Source organism: Bartonella sp. AC62GZZY (genome assembly GCF_042196525.1).
In the GTDB taxonomy this organism is placed as follows: Bacteria; Pseudomonadota; Alphaproteobacteria; order Rhizobiales; family Rhizobiaceae; genus Bartonella.
On sequence record NZ_JBHIQN010000006.1, the window covers coordinates 47,429 to 68,453 of the forward strand.

13 protein-coding genes and 1 pseudogene are annotated in these 21,025 nt (G+C 38.4%); 12 read left to right on the top strand and 2 right to left on the bottom strand.

The window, feature by feature from the left end:
* Positions 1-840: 840 nt before the first annotated feature.
* The 7 genes from atpH (at position 841) to ACFIML_RS05415 (ending at position 8,754) form a co-directional block, all read left to right on the top strand.
* Positions 841-1,425 carry an ATP synthase F1 subunit delta gene (gene atpH / locus ACFIML_RS05385; protein ID WP_375606584.1) on the top strand — a complete coding sequence of 195 codons (585 nt, stop codon included), beginning with the start codon at positions 841-843 and terminating at the stop codon, positions 1,423-1,425.
* A complete protein-coding gene (atpA, locus tag ACFIML_RS05390; RefSeq protein ID WP_375606583.1) occupies positions 1,425-2,960 on the top strand; it encodes a F0F1 ATP synthase subunit alpha in 1,536 nt (511 codons plus the stop codon). Before atpH ends, atpA begins: the two co-directional genes overlap by 1 nt.
* A gap of 20 nt (positions 2,961-2,980) precedes the next feature.
* On the top strand, positions 2,981-3,892 hold the full coding sequence (locus tag ACFIML_RS05395) for a F0F1 ATP synthase subunit gamma (RefSeq protein WP_375606582.1): 912 nt from the start codon (positions 2,981-2,983) through the stop codon (positions 3,890-3,892).
* Positions 3,893-3,911: 19 nt separating this feature from the next.
* The gene (gene atpD / locus ACFIML_RS05400; protein WP_375608611.1) at positions 3,912-5,537 is read left to right on the top strand and encodes a F0F1 ATP synthase subunit beta; all 1,626 of its coding nucleotides are present in this window, start codon (positions 3,912-3,914) and stop codon (positions 5,535-5,537) included.
* 109 nt (positions 5,538-5,646) lie between these two features.
* The gene (gene atpC, locus ACFIML_RS05405) at positions 5,647-6,063 is read left to right on the top strand and encodes an ATP synthase F1 subunit epsilon (protein ID WP_375606580.1); all 417 of its coding nucleotides are present in this window, start codon (positions 5,647-5,649) and stop codon (positions 6,061-6,063) included.
* A gap of 24 nt (positions 6,064-6,087) precedes the next feature.
* On the top strand, positions 6,088-7,716 hold the full coding sequence (locus tag ACFIML_RS05410) for an MFS transporter (RefSeq protein WP_375606579.1): 1,629 nt from the start codon (positions 6,088-6,090) through the stop codon (positions 7,714-7,716).
* 30 nt (positions 7,717-7,746) lie between these two features.
* Positions 7,747-8,754 carry an HlyD family secretion protein gene (locus ACFIML_RS05415; RefSeq protein ID WP_375606578.1) on the top strand — a complete coding sequence of 336 codons (1,008 nt, stop codon included), beginning with the start codon at positions 7,747-7,749 and terminating at the stop codon, positions 8,752-8,754.
* A 706-nt stretch (positions 8,755-9,460) separates the two neighbouring features.
* On the opposite strand, the gene ACFIML_RS05420 is transcribed toward ACFIML_RS05415, so the two are convergent.
* Positions 9,461-9,745, bottom strand: a complete 285-nt coding sequence (locus ACFIML_RS05420) for a hypothetical protein (protein ID WP_375606577.1) — start codon at positions 9,743-9,745, stop codon at positions 9,461-9,463.
* Between the two features lie 851 nt (positions 9,746-10,596).
* Between ACFIML_RS05420 and ispG the strand changes: the two genes are divergently transcribed.
* The 3 genes from ispG (at position 10,597) to ACFIML_RS05435 (ending at position 14,896) form a co-directional block, all read left to right on the top strand.
* Entirely contained in the window at positions 10,597-11,838 is a 1,242-nt protein-coding gene (ispG, locus tag ACFIML_RS05425) for a flavodoxin-dependent (E)-4-hydroxy-3-methylbut-2-enyl-diphosphate synthase (RefSeq protein WP_375606576.1), read from the top strand.
* Between the two features lie 500 nt (positions 11,839-12,338).
* Positions 12,339-13,490 (top strand): MFS transporter, encoded by a 1,152-nt coding sequence (locus ACFIML_RS05430; protein WP_375687577.1) that lies wholly within the window; start codon positions 12,339-12,341, stop codon positions 13,488-13,490.
* 806 nt (positions 13,491-14,296) lie between these two features.
* Positions 14,297-14,896, top strand: coding sequence for a hypothetical protein (locus ACFIML_RS05435; protein WP_375614517.1), 600 nt, complete (start codon positions 14,297-14,299; stop codon positions 14,894-14,896).
* A gap of 1,714 nt (positions 14,897-16,610) precedes the next feature.
* On the opposite strand, the gene ACFIML_RS05440 is transcribed toward ACFIML_RS05435, so the two are convergent.
* Positions 16,611-17,513: a polyprenyl synthetase family protein gene (locus ACFIML_RS05440; RefSeq protein ID WP_375606573.1), complete on the bottom strand. Its 903-nt coding sequence runs from the start codon at positions 17,511-17,513 to the stop codon at positions 16,611-16,613.
* A gap of 425 nt (positions 17,514-17,938) precedes the next feature.
* Between ACFIML_RS05440 and rpmF the strand changes: the two genes are divergently transcribed.
* Together rpmF and ACFIML_RS05450 are read left to right on the top strand one after the other, a co-directional pair.
* A complete protein-coding gene (gene rpmF / locus ACFIML_RS05445; protein ID WP_005774555.1) occupies positions 17,939-18,118 on the top strand; it encodes a 50S ribosomal protein L32 in 180 nt (59 codons plus the stop codon).
* Positions 18,119-19,635: 1,517 nt separating this feature from the next.
* A pseudogene (locus ACFIML_RS05450) lies at positions 19,636-20,429 on the top strand (tyrosine-type recombinase/integrase); the annotation flags it as partial.
* Positions 20,430-21,025: the final 596 nt, after the last annotated feature.

Genomic DNA, 21,025 nt, shown 5'->3' on the forward strand with positions numbered 1-21,025 from the left:
GCAGCCTTGTTTATAAGGATAATGCATTGTTTTGTATGTTGAATGAGAGTTTCGAATATCGTAAGCTTCTCTCGTTTCAAACCTGTGTATGTTAAATCAATCAAAATTATTCGCTTGTACATAACAAGCGGGAATTGAGTATGTGGAGTGAAACTATAGAAGATAAGGAGTAAAAGTGCTTCTTATGAATCGTCTCTAATGCCAAGGGCTGTCGCAATATTGGGAACTGGGCAAAGTGTGTGGTGTGGGGAACGCTTGTTTCTTCATAAGCGTAAAGATGGGGGCTCAATGGATTTACTATACCATTTATGGGTGCTGTCATAAATGGGCTTGGGAGCTTTGAGAGATGTCTCTTTAAAATAAGCCTGTTAAATTGCAACCCAATGGCGTGCTGTTCTCGTGAGGGATGTAATCCCATTCTAGAACGCAATAAACAAAAGTGTGAGGCAATGCATAGTTGCTTCTCGCGAAAGCTCTTATGGTGATAAGAGGCTGATCTTTAATGTTAAGGAAGAACCGTTTTTTGGGGGTGGAAAGAGCATTGGGAGTAAAATTAAAGAGAGTGAAAAAAATCGCTCAGAGAATGTCAAAAAGAGGCATAAAAAAACTATGATGCCATCCTGTATATCTAAAAAAATGCTTTTTAAAAATATTTTGAATATTTTATTAAAATTTTTAAAAAGCAGCGATTTGTGGTGTTGCGAGTCAGTTATGTCTATGCTAGAAACCAAGAGATTTTTGTTCTAGGTTTTAAGAAGAAGATTCTTAAAATAGAGAGTGTCTGTTTCATTTCATCTGATAACTATCAGAGAGTCGCTCAAGGGAAAGAGGCGGTATTTCGTGTCGGATTCATTTTCTCTCATACCGCTGCCGTTGGTAGATCAACGCTATGCGCAAGCGCTTTTTGATTGCGTTCAAGAAGCGGGAAACGTTGAAAAAGTTGAAAAGGCAGTGGAAAAAATTTTGCTTGTCTTGGAGCAAAATGAAGATTTAAAACGCTTTGTGCTCAGTCCATTCTTTTCAGTCAAAGAGCAAATTAAGGTGATGCAATCTATTTGTGAAAACATCAAATTTGCTGATAAAAACGCAGGACAGGTTATTGGTGATTTTTTACGCGTTATTGCAGCAAACCGTAGGCTTAGTGCCGTATTTGGTATTTTACATGCTTTTCAACGTTGTGTTGCACGCGCTCGTAATCAAGTAACAGCACAAATTATTTCTGCGCGCTCCTTAAGTTCTCAACAAAGACAAGAATTGTGTGAGGCTTTGGAAAGTGTCGTCGGGGGAAAAGTTTTGCTACACATCATTGTGGATCCAACGATTCTTGGTGGATTAATCGTTCGTGTGGGGGCGTCTCAAATTGATACGTCCCTTCTAACAAAATTGTCTTCGCTTAAGCTTGCATTGAAAAAAGAGGTCAGCTGATGGATATTAGACCATCTGAAATTTCAAAAATTCTAAAAGAGCAAATCAAAAACTTTGACCAAAAGGCTGAGGTTTCAGAAATTGGTTGGGTTCTCTCTGTTGGGGATGGTATCGCCCGCGTTTATGGTTTGGATAATGTCCAAGCAGGGGAAATGGTTGCTTTTCCAAACGGTGTGCGCGGTATGGCTCTCAATTTGGAAATTGATAATGTTGGTGTGGTCATTTTTGGCTCAGATCGCGATATCCGTGAAGGGGATTGTGTAAAACGATTGGGTGCTATTGTGGATGTTCCTGTGGGTCCCGCTTTGCTTGGGCGTGTGGTTGATGCATTGGGAAATCCTATCGATGGTAAGGGACCCATTAAAGCAACAGAACGTCGTCGTGTTGATGTTAAGGCGCCTGGAATTATTCCGCGTCAGTCTGTGCATGAACCGATGTCGACCGGATTGAAAGCGATTGACGCACTCATCCCCATTGGACGGGGGCAGCGTGAATTAGTGATTGGTGATCGCCAGACAGGAAAAACAGCGATTTTGCTCGATACATTTTTAAACCAAAAGCCTTTTCATGAAAAAGAGGCTGGACGAGAACAAGACAAAGTTTATTGCATTTATGTCGCTATTGGTCAAAAACGTTCGACGGTGGCGCAGTTCGTTAAAGTTTTGGAAGAACGTGGAGCACTGGAATATTCTATTATTGTGGCAGCAACCGCTTCTGATCCAGCGCCATTGCAATTTATTGCGCCTCTTGCCGGATGTGCTATGGGCGAATATTTTCGTGATAATGGGCAACATGCTTTGATCGGTTATGATGACTTGTCAAAACAGGCGGTGGCTTATCGTCAAATGTCTCTTTTGTTACGTCGTCCTCCAGGTCGTGAAGCTTATCCGGGAGATGTTTTCTATCTTCATTCGCGTCTTTTAGAGCGGGCTGCGAAGTTGAATGCAGAAAATGGATCTGGGTCTTTGACAGCTTTGCCAGTCATTGAAACGCAAGCAAATGATGTTTCCGCCTATATTCCTACAAATGTGATTTCGATTACGGATGGGCAAATTTTTCTAGAGACTAATTTGTTTTATCAAGGAATTCGTCCCGCTGTAAATGTTGGTCTTTCTGTGTCGCGTGTTGGTTCTGCTGCACAAATTAAGGCGATGAAACAGGTTGCCGGCTCGATTAAAGGTGAATTGGCGCAATATCGTGAAATGGCAGCTTTTGCGCAGTTTGGCTCTGATTTGGATGCGTCAACCCAGCGTCTGCTGAATCGAGGAGCACGCTTGACTGAGCTTTTAAAGCAGCCACAATTTTCTCCACTCAAAACAGAAGAACAGGTGGTGGTTATTTTCGCGGGTGTGAATGGCTATCTTGATTCTCTAGCGGTTTCTGATGTTGCGCGGTTTGAGCAGGGGCTTTTGGTGCTTTTGCGGAGTGATTATCAAGATCTCTTAAAGGCAATTGCTGAGCAAAAGCAGTTAACAGACGAGCTGAAAGATAAGTTGATGACGGTTCTTAACACTTATGCGAAAAATTTTTCGTGATGAATTAATGGAATGCTTGAATGGCCTCACTAAAGGATCTTAGAGACCGTATCGCTTCGGTTAAAGCAACACAAAAGATTACTAAAGCTATGCAGATGGTTGCAGCAGCAAGGTTACATCGTGCACAAGAGGCGGCGCAGTCTGCTCGTCCTTATGCAAAGAGAATGGCTGATATTTTGACCAGTGTCGCTGCTGATGTGGATGGTGTTGATGCACCTGCTCTTATGCGAGGCACAGGGCGAGATGATGTGCATCTCCTGGTAGTATGTACTGCTGAGCGCGGTTTGTGTGGTGCTTTTAATGTGCAAATTGCTCGTCGTGCACGTGAACAGATTAAAGTACTGTTGGCATCTGGTAAAATAGTGAAAATTATTACCGTAGGTAAAAAAGGTGCGGATATTTTATCGCGTGATTACAAAGGTTTGATAATTGATCACATCGATTTGCATGCTGTAAAGCGAATTAGTTTTGCAGAGGCGGTGATGATTAGTCAACGGATTGTTGATTTATTCAATGATGGCGCTTTCGATGTCTGTACGCTGTTTTATTCTGAATTTGTTTCCGTCATTAATCAGCGACCGACAGCTTTTGGTTTGATTCCAATGATTGCTCCAAAAGCAGTTGTTGAGGCCATAGATGTTGTAGAGCAAACCGATCATAGTAAGGGATCTCAATCGATTGTTTATGAGTATGAACCGGATGCTGCTTCTCTTTTAGAGACGCTTGTGCCACGCAATCTTTCAGTGCAAATCTTTCGGGCTTTGTTGGAAAATGTTGCTGGTGAAATGGGCGCAAAGATGACGGCTATGGACAATGCATCGCGCAATGCAGGTGAAATGATTAATAAATTGACGGTGGCTTATAATCGTCAGCGTCAGGCACAGATTACGACAGAATTGATCGAAATTATTGCGGGCGCTGAAGCGCTTTAAATGGAAAAGGTAAGGATTGATGGTAAAAGCAGTAACCTCAAGCAAAGGAACAGAAAAAGGTGAAAAAAAGAAACCAGTTGCTCGTTCCAGCGTGAAAAAAGCCGCTTCGAAATCTCAAGCGGGTGTTAAGGCTTCGTCTGCATCTGCGCGTAGTGCAGCTAAAGATACGCCTGTAAAAAAAGATATATCCGCAAAAAAAGAAGAGCAGGCAAAAGGCGCTGTTGGTGTGATCAAGCAGGTTATTGGTGCTGTCGTTGATGTGCAATTTGAAGGCGCATTGCCAAATATTCTCAATGCTTTGGAAACAGAGAATTTAGGCAATCGTTTGGTGTTGGAAGTTGCTCAGCATTTGGGTGAAAATACTGTGCGTACGATTGCTATGGATACAACTGATGGTCTGATGCGGGGCCAAAAGGTTGTGGATACAGGAACGCAAATTAGCGTTCCTGTAGGAGAAGCGACATTGGGACGTATTATGAATGTGATTGGAGAGCCGGTGGATAATGTGGGACCAATTCCTGCAACTAAAACGCGTTCTATTCACCAAGAAGCGCCTGAATATGTTGAGCAATCAACGGTTTCAGAAATTCTCGTCACTGGTATTAAAGTCGTGGATTTGTTAGCTCCTTATTCTAAAGGGGGTAAAATTGGCTTGTTTGGTGGTGCTGGTGTTGGAAAAACCGTTCTCATTATGGAACTTATAAACAATATTGCAAAGGCACACGGTGGTTATTCCGTATTTGCTGGTGTGGGAGAACGTACGCGTGAAGGAAATGATCTTTATTATGAAATGATCGAAAGTCGCGTGAATGTGAATCCAAGAGAGAATAATGGTTCAACGGAAGGATCAAAATGTGCGCTTGTTTACGGGCAAATGAATGAACCCCCAGGAGCACGTGCGCGTGTGGCTCTTTCAGGATTGACAATTGCGGAAAGTTTCCGTGATGAAGGACAAGATGTTCTTTTCTTTGTGGATAATATTTTCCGTTTCACGCAAGCAGGAGCTGAGGTGTCTGCTCTTTTAGGGCGTATTCCTTCTGCTGTGGGGTATCAGCCAACTTTGGCAACGGATATGGGGGCTTTGCAAGAACGTATTACCAGTACAAAAACAGGCTCTATTACCTCTGTTCAAGCGATTTATGTTCCTGCAGATGACTTGACAGATCCAGCACCCGCAACGTCTTTTGCCCATTTGGATGCAACGACAGTTCTTTCGCGCTCTATTGCTGAAAAGGGAATCTATCCAGCGGTTGATCCGCTTGACTCTTTCTCGCGTATGTTGGATCCATTGATTGTGGGGGAAGAGCATTATACGGTTGCTTGTCAAGTGCAAACTATTTTACAACGTTATAGGGCACTTCAGGATATTATTGCTATTCTTGGAATGGATGAACTTTCTGAAGACGACAAATTGCTGGTGGGACGGGCACGTAAAATTGAACGTTTCCTTTCGCAACCTTTCCATGTGGCGGAAGCCTTTACTGGTTCACCGGGAAAACTCGTCCCTTTAGAAGAGACAATCAAAGGTTTTAAAGGTCTTTGTGCTGGCGATTATGATGATTTGCCAGAAGCTGCTTTTTATATGGTTGGTTCGATTGATGAAGCACTTGAAAAAGGAAAGCGTCTTATGGCAGAGGCTTCTTAGTAGGAAATTTCTTATTAAGAAGAAAACTGTCATGAATATTTTGTCGTTAAAAAGGACGAGTCGTTGAAAAAAACGGAAAGTCCTTATATCGGGTATTGTGGAGACTTTTGTGGAAAACAATAGAGAAGAGCATTTTTTGTTTGAGCTTGTATCGCCTGAAAAAATTGTGTTTTCAGATCAGGTCGTGTCTGTTGTTCTTCCTTCAGCCTCAGGTTCTTTAACAGTTATGGCGCATCATGCGCCATTGGTGGCAAGTATTGTGTTGGGCAGTGTTCGTGTTCGCACTTCTTTAGGTGAGAAATTATTTGCTGTATGTGGAGGTGTTGCAAATATTACCTTTTCAGGCTGCTCTTTATTGGTAGAGCATGTTGTGGCTGTAGAGCATCTTTCTTTTGATGTATTAGAACAGCAGATTTTGCAAGTTCAAGCGACGTTAAAGGGGGGAGCAAGTGATGAGGATAAACATAAAATAGAGGCTTTTTTCCAGCAATTGTCAGCTGATGGTTCTTCGTTGATAGAGGCGTAGCAAGGGTAGACAGGAAAAGGTGACATGAGCGGGAAAAAGAGTACGGTTGTGTCTGCTAAAAGGAGCGGAAAACCTTTTCCTCGTCCTGGTCGTGTTTTTGCAGGGCCTTTGCCAAAGTGCTTTGTTTATATTTTGGCTTCTCTTATTTTGCAATGGGCTTATGGTTTAGGGGCTAATATTGTTCAGTCTAACATTGTCCATCTGACCGGTGATTTTCACGCAACTTTGACCGAGACAACATGGTTGGTAGCGGCTTATATGGCGCCAAATGTAAGTATAGCGATTATGTTGATCAAAATTCGCTATCAATTTGGGTTGCGCGCTTTTGCTGAATTATCAATCCTTGGCTTCGTTTTGGTTTGTGTTTTACAGCTCTTTGTTACGGATTTGCGTTCTGCATTGATTATTCGCTTTTTCGCTGGGATTGCTGCTGCACCTTTGGCTTCGCTTGCTCTGCTTTATATGATGGAGGCTTTTGCTCCAGCAAAGAAGTTTACTATTGGTCTTAGCTTGAATTATATGAATGCTGCTTTAGCGGCACCTTTATCACGTTTGATTTCTCCTGATTTGCTGGAACATGGTGGTTTTTCCAGTCTTTCCGCGCTGGAAATGGGATTGGTTCTCATCAGCTTGGTTTGTATCTATACTTTGCCCCTAACGCCTGTTGTTCGCAGTAAGGTGATTCAAAAGTTAGATTGGATAAGCTATGGTTTGATTGCTCTTGGTCTTGGATTAAATGCCGTGATTATGTCTGTTGGCATATTGTATTGGTGGTATGAAGCACCATGGATTGGTTGGGGGCTCGCACTTGCCATTTTCTCATTGGCTATTGCTATTATTATTGAGCTTAATAGAGAAAAACCGTTGATTGATCTCCGGTGGATTTTCAGTAAGGAAATGGTCCAATCTGTTTTTATTTTATTTATCTTTCATGTTTTCTTGTTAGAACGGTCAAATTTGCCCGTAGGCTTTTTTAATCTTTTTGGTTTGCTTAATCGTGAGATGGCGCCCATGTATCTTGCTGTGGTACTAGGTATTTTGTTAGGGGGAGCTGTTTGCGTCTTTTTTTTACGAGCGGGGCGTGAGGATTATTTTTATTTGTTATCTTTGGGTTGTTTGGCGCTGGGAGCTTATTTAGATAGTCGTGTAAACCATTTAACGCGTCCGCAAGATATGATGTTGAGCCAAGGATTGGTGAGTTTTAGTTATGCACTGTTTTTGCCGCCTGCTCTTTTCAAAGGGTTTGTGCTCGCTGGTGAGAGAGGTCCGCGTTATGTTTTAAGCTTTATTGCTGTTTTTTTGTTAACGCAAGTGACAGGGGGATTGATGGGGTCTGCTTTTTTTGGCAGCCTACAGTTTTATTTTGCCCATAAGAACTTTGAGTCTTTAACACAAAATATTGTTGTTACTGATCCACTTATTTCTGGTGAGATGAATACTTTGTTTTCACCTTCTTATGGTGTCTCTGTTCCCAATGGCTTGGGGAGCGAGCAGGGTACTTCTATGTTGATAGAAAAATTTAAGTTAACAGCAAATATTTTTGCTTATGATGACGTTTTTAGGCTTTATTTTTATATTTCAATGATTGCATTCGTTATTTTTCTTGTCACAATGATTGTTAAGTCATGCTCTTTGCGAGCATTAGAAAAGTAGAGTAATGTCATAGAAAGAGGGGTGCAAAAAATGATAAAAGCATTACGATCAAAAGCTACAATTATTGCATTCCTATCAGGTATTACGGGTGTTTTACTGATTTTATGGGCTTGGAGACTTCCTCCTTTTGTGAGTCACATCCAAATAACGGATAATGCTTCCATTAAGGGCAATGTTACGCTGGTTAGTTCACAGATCTCTGGGGTGATCGCGCGGATTTATGTGCAAGATTATCAACGCGTTGAAAAGGGAATGTTGCTCTTTGAGCTCGATGATTCTCTTTTTCGTCAGCAGTTTGCACGGGCACAGGCTATTCTCGATTCAAAAAATGCAAAACTAGCAAGTATTGAATTGCAAGCACAGCTTTTGCAGGGCGAAATTAATGCTGCAGAAGTCGAATTGGCGCGTTCACGAGCATTCTCCAATATTGTCCCTGAAAGTAAAAAGTTAGGTTTTGGTGATACGGCAAGTTCTGTTTCTCGTCCTCTTTCACAACTTTTGACGGCATTGGAAACAAAACGACAATTGCAAAAACAATTAAATCTTGAACGGCAAAGTTTACAGTCAGAAATTGCGGGAGCAAAGGTGAGTGTTGAGTTAGCAAAACTTAATCTCGATCACACAAAGATTTTATCTCCTCGAACAGGCTATATTGGATTAGTTGGAGCGCGGGTAGGGCAATATGTTATGCCGGGGACACAATTGGTTTCTGTTATTTCTGATGATATTTGGATTATTGCTAATTATAAGGAAACGCAACTTTCTCAGATGCGTGTGGGACAACCGGTTGTTTTTTCTGTTGATGCATTGAACAACAAAAAGTTAACAGGGCGTGTGGTTCGTTTTGCACCTGCTACAGGCTCAGAGTTTTCATTGTTAAAAACAGATACAACTATTGGTAATTTTATCAAAATTGCGCAACGTATTTCAGTACGGATTGCTTTAGATCCTGGGCAGGAAGGAATTGAAAAGCTCATTCCTGGGATGTCCGTGGTTACGTATGTAGATACTTCGCAACGGGTCGATTCTGGAGGATAAAATTTTGGGTTTTTTCAGTTTAATTTTTGCGTCATTTACTTATAGCAAGTGGTTGTTTACGTTGGAAGATTTCGTTTGGTTTGTTATGATACATCTTTTAAAGCTCTTAAAGTTCTTATTTGTTATGCTGTAAAATAATGCTTTTTAGAACATTAAAGCGCACGCATTTTTAATCGTTTCTATTTCTTTTGAAGTAACTCAGTAGTAGAGGGATGGAATATTGAAAGCTGTGTGCCTGTAGTTTCTAGCAACACTGTCCTTTGAGGTGAGGTGATACGAACCACATGGGTGGACAGCGGAAGAGTCTGCGAGATAAAAAGTTGGATTATCCTGTTATGCCGTAAAACAGCGTTTTTTAGAGCGGTGATATAAGGCATTACAAGCTTTACATATTAAGTGTTTTTTAGATATCGTGATCAGTATTCAGGGCAGGGCTTGTCTATCGCGCCTATAAAGTGAACCGCGTAAATGGTCAGCAGGTGAAGCCTGCCGAGAGATGCTGGACTGTTGACAGTCCGGTGACTGGTAGGAATCTCCATTCTTTGAGGTGTGGGGAGGAAGTCAAAGACGGATGAGGCGGATGAAAAACTTATCCTTTTGGGAGAGGGCGTAAAGTTAGGAGGAAGACGTAAAGTTTATATTTTGTAAACCATAAAAATGCCCGTTTTGAGTCGGGCATTAAAAGGGGAGGTTGTTGCTTGTGTTATTAATTTTTACGGATCAGCAAGAAGCTTACTAAAACGACTCCTGCTGCTAATGCGAGGGTTTTTTTAGGATTTTCTTTCGCTTTTTTCTTTAATTCTGTAGCATGTTCGTTGAGGTGATAAAGTGCGTGACGGCCTTTTTGTTTCCATGTGTTAAACAGCTCAGAAATGTTTTCAAAGCTATCATTTTGAGAACTCCAATAATTTACGGGAACCAGCTCTCTTTTTAATTGTGCTATACGTTTTTTAATTTTAGCATTTTTTCTATGGGGTGAAAATAGACACATTTATTGACTCCTTCATATGTTAAATTGTTGCATGATCGTTGGAATTGTGTTTGGGGTTTTGCTATAACGGCTTGAAAATTGAAAGGTTGCATTGATCATGCCGCGCGTGGGTGAGATGATAGTTAAGAGTTTGGGTTTAATGAGGCATTTTTTAATGTACTCGAGTTCATTTCGTGATGGTGTTTGTTAAGGATGTAAGGTAAAAATTTTTACAAAATGGTGTAAGGTTCATTCATAAAGATGGTGGGCGATGTCTTCATTTTTTTGTTTGTTTAAAGTGTTGGGATAACTTTTGGCACTTGAAATAGTTTATAAGAAATTTTTATCTATCTATTCTCTTGTGGCTGTAGGGAGTGGCATTGATTGATTCAATTAAGAAGATTTAAAATGAGGAAATCTTACGATATTTGGGTTTGCCATTTAAATTTGTAAAAAATAGATTATTACAAATCAATATGTTGGATTAATTTGGCGATGTCTTTCATGCATTTTTAAAAATTGCGCTTTGTTAGGCGTTATCTGTTGTGTTGTAAAACACTGTTTTGTGATGACATTGATGTAAGGTATCGGCATGCAACTTAAAAATACAGTATTGTCTCTGTTTTGTTTCAGTTTCTTTTTGAAGCAACCAAGTGTAGAAGTATAAACTTGAACAGAAGTAGTAGAACTTATCCGGTGCGTCTATAGAATGAATCCACCTATGAATTGTATTGCATCAGTGTTAGTAGGTAGAACCTTTTGAGAGCAATCTGTTAAGATTGGTGGGCGGTGTAATTTTCGTCCTTTGAAGCGCGGAGGAAGTCGATATAAACGATGATTGATAGCGCAGGTTTTAAAAATTTGAGGACTTGATGAGTACGACCTATCCTTTATCTAAACCACTTGAGCGTCGTCGGTCTGTTGGTGTTGCTGTTGGTGATGTGATCGTTGGGGGGGAGAGCCCGATTGTTGTCCAGTCAATGACCAATACAGATACAGCGGATGTTGATGCAACTGTTGCGCAGGTTTCTGCTCTTTGGCAAGCTGGGTCTCAATTGGTTCGGATTACTGTTGATCGCGATGAAGCAGCAGCTGCTGTCCCAAAAATACGGGAGCGATTGGAGAGGTTAGGTTTTTTTATCCCATTGGTGGGGGATTTTCATTATATTGGTCATAAGCTTTTATCAGAGCATCCTGCGTGTGCTGAGGCGCTTGCAAAATATCGCATCAATCCTGGAAATGTTGGCTTTGGTGCAAAAAAAGATCGCCAATTTGCGGAAATTATAGAGATTGCTTGTCGGTATCATAAACCTATTCGCATTGGTGTGAATTGGGGTTCTCTTGATAATGCGTTGTTAACACGGCTTATGGATGAAAATGCACAGCAAGAAAAACCCTTATCTGTGGCTGAAGTGATGCGGGAAACTGTTGTTCAGTCGGCTTTGCTTTCGGCTGCTTTAGCAGAAGAGTTAGGATTGGGACGTGATAAAATTATTCTTTCTGCTAAAGTGAGTGATGTCCAAGATCTTATTGCTGTCTATATTGCCTTGGCAGAGCGTTGTGATTATGCACTCCATTTGGGTTTGACAGAAGCAGGGATGGGAACAAAGGGGGTTGTAGCTTCTTCGGTGGCTTTGGGCATTTTATTACAGCAAGGGATTGGTGATACGATACGAATTTCATTAACCCCTGAACCTGGTGGTGATCGAACACGAGAAGTCAAAGTTGCACAAGAACTTTTGCAAGTAATGGGGTTTCGACAATTTTTGCCTGTTGTTGCTGCTTGTCCTGGATGTGGTCGCACGACCTCGACAGTATTTCAGCAATTGGCACAAAAAATTGAAGCGGATTTACACAAAAATATGCCCGTTTGGCGTGAAAAATATCCTGGGGTTGAAAGTTTGAAGGTGGCTGTGATGGGATGTATCGTCAATGGACCGGGGGAGTCAAAACATGCGGATATTGGAATCTCTTTGCCTGGAGTGGGGGAAAGTCCAGCGGCTCCTGTTTTTATTGAGGGACAAAAGGTAAAAACTTTGCGGGGTGATCACATTGCTGAAGAATTTGAAGCGCTTTTGAGTGATTATATTCATACACGCTTTGGGCAAGGTTGAGGTAAAAATCGCATAAGGTTGAAGTAAAAAGGGTGTGTCGTTTTTTTAAACAAGCTGTCTTCAATTTGAAGAGGGGGCTGTTGTGTGCTGCTTTAGCTATGGTCAATACTGTTGTTGGTTGCTTATTATTTTAGGTAAAACCAGATGATATGCCTGTTTTAGAATGAGAAGCTTATGAAGGATATTAATGAGCTTGAGTGTGTTAAGACTATTAAGCAAAATGATATGAATACTTTAATAGATCCGTAAATGTTGTTGCTGGTTTTTGGGCTGCTTTTGAGACAGTGAAATATTTAGCGGATTTTGACAAATGTCAAATTATAGAAAGAACATTGTTTATTGATTTTTTAGGCATTTTCCCAGAATTTTTCGGGGTATCAAATTGATAGGATTGGAGATCCTTATAGCGGTTATTGCTCTATTTGTCGTGAAATATAAGCTTTTTATATTGATATAAAATGATGTATATGGTGCCTTTTTGGGTGTTATTGGGGGAATGCATGACCAGTATATTAGCATTTGGATTTTTATTTAACGGTATAAGAATTTTAACAGGTGCCTTTATTGTCTTTTATATGCTTGAAAAAGGGCTAACTCTTATTGATATCGGGATCATTAAGTCGTTTCAGGCTTTTATTATGATGGTTACAGATATTCCTCTGGGATATTTTGCCGATAGAAAAAGTTATAAAATATCGATTGTTTTGGCAGCGGCTTTTGCTGCTACATGGCTATGTCTCATGGGATTTTCTACAAGCTTTTACGGTTTTCTTTTAGCAGAATCTTTTAATGCCTTATCACTGACATTGATTGCGGGGGCTTATAATGCTTTACTTGTTCAATATGCAAAAGCAAAATTGACATCGACTAAAAAAGTGCTGGGAGCGAGCTCTCAATATAATTACATCGGCATGTTTATATTCAGTTTGATCGGTGCTTATTTTGCTGATTATTCGAGCCAATATATATGGTATATCGCGGCGTTTTTAATGTTGATGACAACACTATTTGGTTTGTTTTTTCTTGATGACTTGAAGGGGGAGAAAAAACCAAATAAAGTGAATTCTCTCATTTGTGAAGCTAAGGAGATGTTGTCTATTTTTATTAAAGTTCCTTATATTTCTTTATGCTTTTATTTTTCATTGATCTTTTTCAATATATTCTCGCAGTATTGGCAGTGGATATTTAAAGATCATCATATTAATGTCACTTATTTTGATCTTGGTGTGACATTTTCGCTGATATTGTTCTCTCAGCTTTTGGCTAGTTTTCTCTTTACAAAACTAAGTGAAAGAATGAACTTTATTTTACTGTTGTTTCTTTCAGCTTCACTGATTTTTACCATTGCTTTTTTTGAACCGAAAAAAGAAATTGCTATCATTTTAGTCTGTATGATTTTTTATCTCATTAAGTATACATATCTTCGTGTAGAAGTTGTTTTGCATGATAGTATTAGTGATCATTTCAGGGCTACATATGAATCTTTCTTGTCAACCGTTGGAAGATTGAGCCTCTTGGTATTTTTTTACATGAGTGCGTATATGGTCGATATGTTTGGCTTTTTCTCGCTCGTTTATATTTTTGCTGTTTATTTATTGATTTACTTGTTGGCAGTGTTTTTTTTAGAAGGAAATCTCAAAAAAGCTCTGTGAGAATATTTACTTATCATTATCACGCATGTCTCATCGGGCATTATAGTGGATCAAGGCTTTGATTTATAAGTCTTATCATTGTTTTTCATGTTGAATGAGAAAGCTGAATATTGTCCGTTCTTCTTATTGCAAATCTATGTATATTAATCAAAATCATGTTTCTTGTACATTATAAGTGGGCGTGGTGTAAAAATCATAAAAAAGAAGTAAAAAGGCTTCTCATGAATATTCTTGAACGCTAAGAGTTGTTGGCAAGATGAGAAGCTGATAAAGAACATGATTGTACCGGATTATACGCTTATTTACGCTTGTTAAGGAATGGTGATAGTGCACAACAATTTTCCTGTTTTCGCTTATATTTTTCGGAAATGTCTTGCTACGCAGTGTTTAATAAGCGGGAGGACAATTCTAGCCTGTCCTAATCGGATTTCTTCATGATCGTTTTGATACTCTGATGATCGATTTTATTGTTGGTATAGTGAACGGATTTTACCATTGCTTTTTTTAAAATACACATCATCTTATTGAGATGTTTTCTTACATCTTTCATTCTTATTTAGGGTATTTTCTCTTTGGTTGCAGAGTGAACTCTGCATGTTCTGACGTTAGAAAATACTTTCAGATAGTAAAGAAAACCTATTTGTACGGATTTTGAATGATCCCTTCTTCTTGGAGAAATCATAAAACTAAAAACAGCAATATCGTTAAGTATAATTTGATATAAACAAAAATAAATAAACACATATTGATATATTTAATAGAAATCTGTTAAGTTCTACAAATTATAGTCATTAAAAGGTAAAGCGATGAAATCGTTATCTATAACGCCTATTATAACATTTATAACTCTTTTTTCTGTATTTGTATTGTTAGGATGTACGCGTGTAGATAGTCTAGAGCAGTACAATAAACTTTACGAAGAATATATCAGTGAAAAATACGAGACTTTTGAACATTTTCAAAAGCAAGAACAAGCAAGAAACTTCATCTATAGTCGTGGCTATCAGAATATAGCGCCAAAATTTGATATTATATGGCATCGTCACATACTTATTGTTTTATGTGGACGCTTTGTTAATTTATTGCGTGGTGATTATAATGAGGAGATGTCATGGGCAATGTTACCCAATGTCATAAGCAGTTTGCGTTATGACTATAACTGGAGAGAAAGCGATTTTATTTGGGCCTATAATATGTCTATGAATTCTACTGACCCCATGATTGATTACGCAAAAAAATTTCTTAATTCTTCAAGCGGAAATGGCATCAGTTCTACAACACAAATTATTGATCTCGTGTCTAGTATGAACGCTGGTCATAGTGAAAATACTAGAAAAATAGCACGTTTTTGCATAGAGCTCCGCACGATATATGACATGATGCAACCAAGAGGAATTTACAAATGACATTTAACGAGCAAAGTTCTCTCGAAGGATATTAAATGGCTATAATAGTCTTAATAATCGCGGCATTTTCTTATCCATGTTGCATATTTGTTCATTATGGCTTCAAAAGGTGGACATATTTTCCAGCTTTGGCAACAGGTATAGGTTCATTTACAATGATGCTTTTCATCTTAATAAGAAAACTGCACTTAAAGGAGCAAATTTGCACTTGGGTTGAAAAAACGACTTATCACAAATTAGATTGCGCTTTTATATATAATAATAAGGACTTTTTTTATCTTTCTGTTGCAATGATCATTCTCTGTTTAATTTTATCAATTCTCTTTTTATGTGATGAATTGAATAAACGAGATAAAGAGCGTGATGAATTAAAGTTGTATAGTGACCATGATTATTATTAAATTGAAGTTATTACACACTTTTGTAAATAAAAATGTTTCTGCTTTTGAAGGAGCGTTCCGACACAATCATTCACTTTGCTAGCTCCTAATGTTGTGGACAGCCCATGGCTTTTAAGCCGGTTCATAAGAGGCATTTTTTAGTCCTTTCTTTGATGTTTTGCTCCACACGGCTTTTCCCGCTTGTGAGGTGCAAGCAAGTGATTTTGATTGATTCAATATACACAGATTTGAAATGAAGGAATCTTACGGTATTTAGGGTTCTTATTCAAGTTGAAAAACATGAATTACCATTATAAATCAAATGTTTTATATCTTTCTTGCTAAGAAAAGAGAGATCGGTAATAATATTTTTTTTTCGTGTTATTGAAATTGATGACTTTATTTATCCTGTTATGCCGTAACATACCGTCATTTGAAGGGTAGTGAAGGTATCCTGTTTGATACATTAAGTATTTTAAGAAGTGCATGGTGAATATTCTTAAGTCTTGTTTATCGCGTCTTTAGTTTAAGTGAATCGTATGCGTGGAAAACGAGAGAAACCTACTCGGTAGGACACTAGACTGTTTACAGAGTAGATTAGGTTAAAAGATTTTGTTCTTTGAGGGTGGCATAAAAATCAAAATAGCCATTATGTTCATTTTTTTCTGATATTTTAAATACGAGTTTCAAAAAAATGATGCTTAAACTAAACAATCAGCACTTTTGTAAAAGTGTTTTTAGAGAGCAACAATACACGAGTGAATTTACAGAATGTAACCATATTTGATCTTTTACAACAAGATAGCGTGGAAAGGCATAAAAATTACGACTCTTTACTGAGGGCATTGTACTTCTACGGTTGGCAATGAACAACAGATGATTTTGATAAGGCTACAAAGCCAATCGGCATTTTTATTGTCTTTTGCGGGTTTATAAAATGCTCTGTTTTATATTTATTCTGTTTATTTTTTACCTTATCGTTAGAAGATTAAAGATATAAAGGAGAAACGAGTTTCTTTCTTTACGGTTGTTTTTTATTCGGCTTTAAAGCATCCATGGCGATATCTTTTAAAGCCTGAATATTACGCATTGCTTTACCGTTTTTGTTTCTTTCATTTTTTGATGAGGGGGGCGTTTTTCAAGCACAATAGGATGCCTAGAATGTATTTGTGTTATCAATTCACGCGCGCTTGTTTTAATGAAACACCTCTCAATATTTAGCACATCCATTTCATGATAGGAGCTATAATGCAGACCTACGATATTGAAGTCTCTTTGAAAAGTCTATTATGCATTCAACAAAGATGAAGGTGTAAAAGTAGGGCGGGTGAAGTTTAATTTTTGCGTGTTGCACTAAAGCGGGCGACTTGTTGGAGCGGTTTTGCTTTGGTGCCAAAAGGATGTAAAAGTGCTTCTGCTTTTGTAATCAGTTCATCGCGTTTTTTTTGTGTTTCTTTAATGCCATAAAGGCGAATAAAAGTGGCTTTTTGTGCCGTTTTATCTTTCCCAGCCGTTTTTCCTAGGGTTTGCGTGTTGGCGGTGACATCAAGAAGGTCATCAGTTAATTGAAAGGCTAAACCAAGATAGGTACCAAAATCAGTAAGCTTTTCGGTTAATTCTTTAGATGCATTGCCAATGATGGCGCCTGCTTGGCAAGCAAAGCTTATTAGGGCTGCTGTTTTCATGTGTTGTAGAGTGATGATGTCAGTACTTTCTTGCGGTCTTTTTTCAGCTTCAAGGTCTAGCATTTGTCCACCTAACATACCGCCAAGTCCTGCCGATTGTGCAAGGGACGTGATCAGCTTGATTCTAATATCTGTAGATAAAGTACTAGCTTTATGAGCAATGATTTCAAAGGCAAATGTTAAGAGGGCATTGCCTGCTAGAATTGCTGTTGCTTCATCAAATGCTATATGGACGGTGGGTTTTCCACGCCGGAGTGTATCGTTATCCATAGCGGGAAGATCATCATGAATGAGCGAATAACAATGGACACATTCTAAGGCACATGCAACATCAAGAGAATGTTCTACAGGGACGTCAAAAAGTGTAGCACTTTGAATTACAAGAAAAGGACGCAAGCGTTTTCCACCGTTCAGCACACCATAGCGCATGGCTTTGATTAAGTTTTTAGGGCGTGAAATTTCACCATTTTGGATTTGATCACTTAACAGGGTATCAAGCCGTTTTTCAACGGTGTCTCTATGTTTTGCAAGAAGGGTGGTAAATTCGTGCATTCTTGCTTCCTTTGTTTTTACAAAAATGAAATTATGAAATTTAAAGAGAAAGATTGTCACTTTTTCTTGTTTTCATAAATTGGCGTCATTTTTTATTAAAAATCAACTTCTCTTTTTATCCGTATCTCTACTGTATGCGCTAATCCCTTTTGAAACCAAATAAAAATTAAATGAAGGTCTTATAAAAAAGCTTTCATTGGTGTATAAAATTCTCAAATTTTGCAGTGTTTTTGATATTCATTTGATTATTGTGACACCATTTTTGATAATAAGAAGGTCATTTTTAGTAAGAGGAGGATCATTTTGACATTGCCTCTTCTTTTTTATCAGTGTATAATATCTTCAAATTTTATGGTGTTTTTAAATGAAGCATTGTCATTTTTGACATTGCTTTTTCTGTTTTAATGGATTTGGAGTGTCTTTTTATGGCTGTACCTAAACGAAAAACCTCTCCAGCGAAGAGGGGCATGCGCCGTTCGGCTGATGCTCTGAAGGCGCCGACTTATATCGAAGATAAAAATTCTGGTGAATTACGTCGTCCTCATCACATTGATTTGAAAACGGGAATGTATCGTGGGCGTTCCGTTTTAGTAGTTAAAGACTGAGCGTTTTCTTTCTTTTCCATTGGTGAACTTCTTTTATTTCATCGATCAATGCACGCTTGGGGCGTGCATTTTCGCTTTAAGATGAATGTTGAGGTTCCCTTGCATCGTCTTCTATCGATGTGGAACAGGGAATGTATCGTGGGCGTTCCGTTTTAGTAGTTAAAACTTTAGCGTTTTCTTTCTTTTCCATTGGTGAACTTCTTTTATTTCATCGATCAATGCACGCTTGGGGCGTGCATTTTCGCTTTAAGATGAATGTTGAGGTTCCCTTGCATCGTCTTCTATCGATGTGGAACAGGGAATGTATCGTGGGCGTTCCGTTTTAGTAGTTAAAACTTTAGCATTTTATTTCTTTTCCAGTGGTGAGCTTCTTTTATTTCATTAGTGAATGCATTGGGTAAGATGCGTTTTTCACTTTTTCTTGAAAACATGTGTGGGATAAAGTTTTTCTGTAGAAAAATGATTCTATTGTGGGAGATGATTTTCTTGTTTTCTTGAGAGGCTATAAAGGATTGCTTGTATCAGTGTCTTTTATGATGACTTCGTTAAGAGCTTGGGTATTGATATAAGTTAGCTCAGTAATAGAATCATTTTGTATCACACTTAATCTTTATTGACCGTAGAGAGAATCCTATTAGACCGTTAAATATCGTCTTTAAGGCGGTTGATCCATGTAAGGCTTTAAGCATAAAGCATAACGGTGTTTTTTATGAGAATATTTAAGGCAATGGTTTGTCTATAGACTTATATTGTGACATGTGATTCTCCTTAAAAAATAGAGATCGACATTACATTGATTTATAGAGATCATTTGTTGTTTTGCGCCTTAAATGGAAGATCTATCGTAGGATTTTCTCATTTCAAATTTTTCCCTATGTTGAATCAATGACAATCACTTGCTTTTCGGTCACAAGTGGGGCTGGCATGTGGGTAAAAACTCTATAAAAAAGGAAAAAATGTCTATAATGAATATTTTCAAATGTAAGAATTGTTGTAACATTGGGGTTAAGTGTATGCTGATATCAGCGTGCTTTCTTATGAGCAGAAAAGAGAAAACCGTTACAAGACAAAAGCTATACAGATTCAATAATCTTTAGTGCTTTTTATGATAAAGGTATATGAGACTCTTCTATAAATATCACGCTGTCTTTTCATATTTTTGAACTAAGAATTTTCCATATATTTTTCGTATTTTTGTGAATATAAGGGATTTGTTGGGAACAGCTTGTAAAAATAAGTAAACTTAAAACCAAATATGTTATGTGTGGGGGTAGCAAAGTATTTTACAAAGCCGGTACGTTTTTCCAGTTCATAGCTGGTTTATGAATGATTTTATAGTGGTGCTTACCTAAGTTTATGATTTTTTTGTTATCTGTTAATCACTATACAACATATTGATTTATATATATAATTCACTTTTTTCAAATCTCTCTATCTAGAATCAATCAAAACCATTCGCTTGCACGTCATAAGCGGGATAAGTGTGTGGATAAAATTTGTATAAGAAAGGACTAGAAATGGTTCTTATGAATCGTCTTAAGTGCCAAGGGCTGTCGCAACACCCACGAGCTGGAAAATATAGTGATGGTGCCGGCTTGCTTCTTCACAAACGTAAGAGATGGGGGTGGTCAATGGACTTAACGTTATATCATTCATGGTCGGCGCCGTGAAATGGGCTTGGGTGCCTTGCGAGATGTTTCTTTAAAACAAGCCCGTAAATGTACAAATTAATGGTGTTCTGTTTTGCATGAGGGGCGTGACCTCATTAAAGAACGTGATAAACAAAAGCGTGAGGCAATGCGTAATCTCCATTACTTAAAAGATATGCTCTAGATGCTTTTGAAAGCCGTAAAGCTGAACTAAAAGGAGATGGTAAAGCTTGTGATTGGTTTTCACCCTTACGCCTTTATATTCTCCCTAAATTAGGCTGTCTGCCTGTTTCAGAGATTACGCAAACTGAGAAGTATTCTTGTCTCTATTTGGCATGCAAAAGCTGCAACAGCAGATAAAGCACTGAAGCATCTTAATCTTTGTCTCAAACATGCGGCTGCCTTGGGTTTAGATGTTGATTTACAAGCAACAGAAAAAACACGCGCTTTCTTAGGCAAACAACGTCATAAAACACAAAATTTACCAGCCATGGATTGGAGAGATGTTCTTTCCTTTTATAAGTTACTCTGTAAAACACAAAACATAACACAATTGGCTTTGCGTTTGCTTATCCTGACAGGCGTTCGTATTAATCCTTTGCGTCATATTCGTGAATCAGATTGAAGATGATATATGGACAATTCCTGCTGAGAATATCCAATCTTTGGCGGTTTGCTTGAAACAGAGATTGAGACTTTTAAGAGTTCTATGAATCATTCTAGATTTTTTTGTGTCCGATTGGAGTAAGAATATTGCGTATATCTCCTAATCTCTGAAATAAGAAACCTCATTTGGGAAAAGTATGAAATTGAAAGGGCAATGCTAACGTTCATTTTTATTGTTATTTTTTAAGTGAGCTTTACTGCTTTCAAAAGTATTTGGAATGCCTTTTACAGAATGGAGATGATGGTTTTAGTTCATGTTTTTTTTATCGCGTTCTTTAATGGGGGGAATGCTTCTCATGCAAAATAGAGCGCCCAAGACAAAATATGCTTATGTTGTACTGTCACGCTTTTTTTAAAGGAATATTTTTCAATATTTGTGGCATCCATTTTATGACGGCGTTTTTGAATGTTATAATGGTTTTGTAGAAGGGTAAATGGTAAAGTCTCGGGTGTAGTGTATAAACGGCACTATGCTCTTTACGCTTAAATAAAAAAGCAAGCCCCCGCCCTTACACATCTTGCCAGATTCCAATGTTGGTATATCCTTTGGTGCTTGAGACAGTATCTCACTCTTTTTATACAGTTTTTACCC

Excerpts from the sequence above, each read along its gene's own strand:
- rpmF (WP_005774555.1), top strand. The coding sequence starts at position 17,939 with ATGGCTGTACCTAAACGAAAAACCTCTCCAGCGAAGAGGGGCATGCGC.
- atpA (WP_375606583.1), top strand. The coding sequence starts at position 1,425 with ATGGATATTAGACCATCTGAAATTTCAAAAATTCTAAAAGAGCAAATC.
- atpD (WP_375608611.1), top strand. The coding sequence starts at position 3,912 with ATGGTAAAAGCAGTAACCTCAAGCAAAGGAACAGAAAAAGGTGAAAAA.
- ACFIML_RS05415 (WP_375606578.1), top strand. The coding sequence starts at position 7,747 with ATGATAAAAGCATTACGATCAAAAGCTACAATTATTGCATTCCTATCA.
- ispG (WP_375606576.1), top strand. The coding sequence starts at position 10,597 with ATGAGTACGACCTATCCTTTATCTAAACCACTTGAGCGTCGTCGGTCT.
- ACFIML_RS05435 (WP_375614517.1), top strand. The coding sequence starts at position 14,297 with ATGAAATCGTTATCTATAACGCCTATTATAACATTTATAACTCTTTTT.
- ACFIML_RS05430 (WP_375687577.1), top strand. The coding sequence starts at position 12,339 with ATGACCAGTATATTAGCATTTGGATTTTTATTTAACGGTATAAGAATT.
- ACFIML_RS05440 (WP_375606573.1), bottom strand. The coding sequence starts at position 17,513 with ATGCACGAATTTACCACCCTTCTTGCAAAACATAGAGACACCGTTGAA.
- ACFIML_RS05420 (WP_375606577.1), bottom strand. The coding sequence starts at position 9,745 with ATGTGTCTATTTTCACCCCATAGAAAAAATGCTAAAATTAAAAAACGT.
- ACFIML_RS05410 (WP_375606579.1), top strand. The coding sequence starts at position 6,088 with ATGAGCGGGAAAAAGAGTACGGTTGTGTCTGCTAAAAGGAGCGGAAAA.
- ACFIML_RS05395 (WP_375606582.1), top strand. The coding sequence starts at position 2,981 with ATGGCCTCACTAAAGGATCTTAGAGACCGTATCGCTTCGGTTAAAGCA.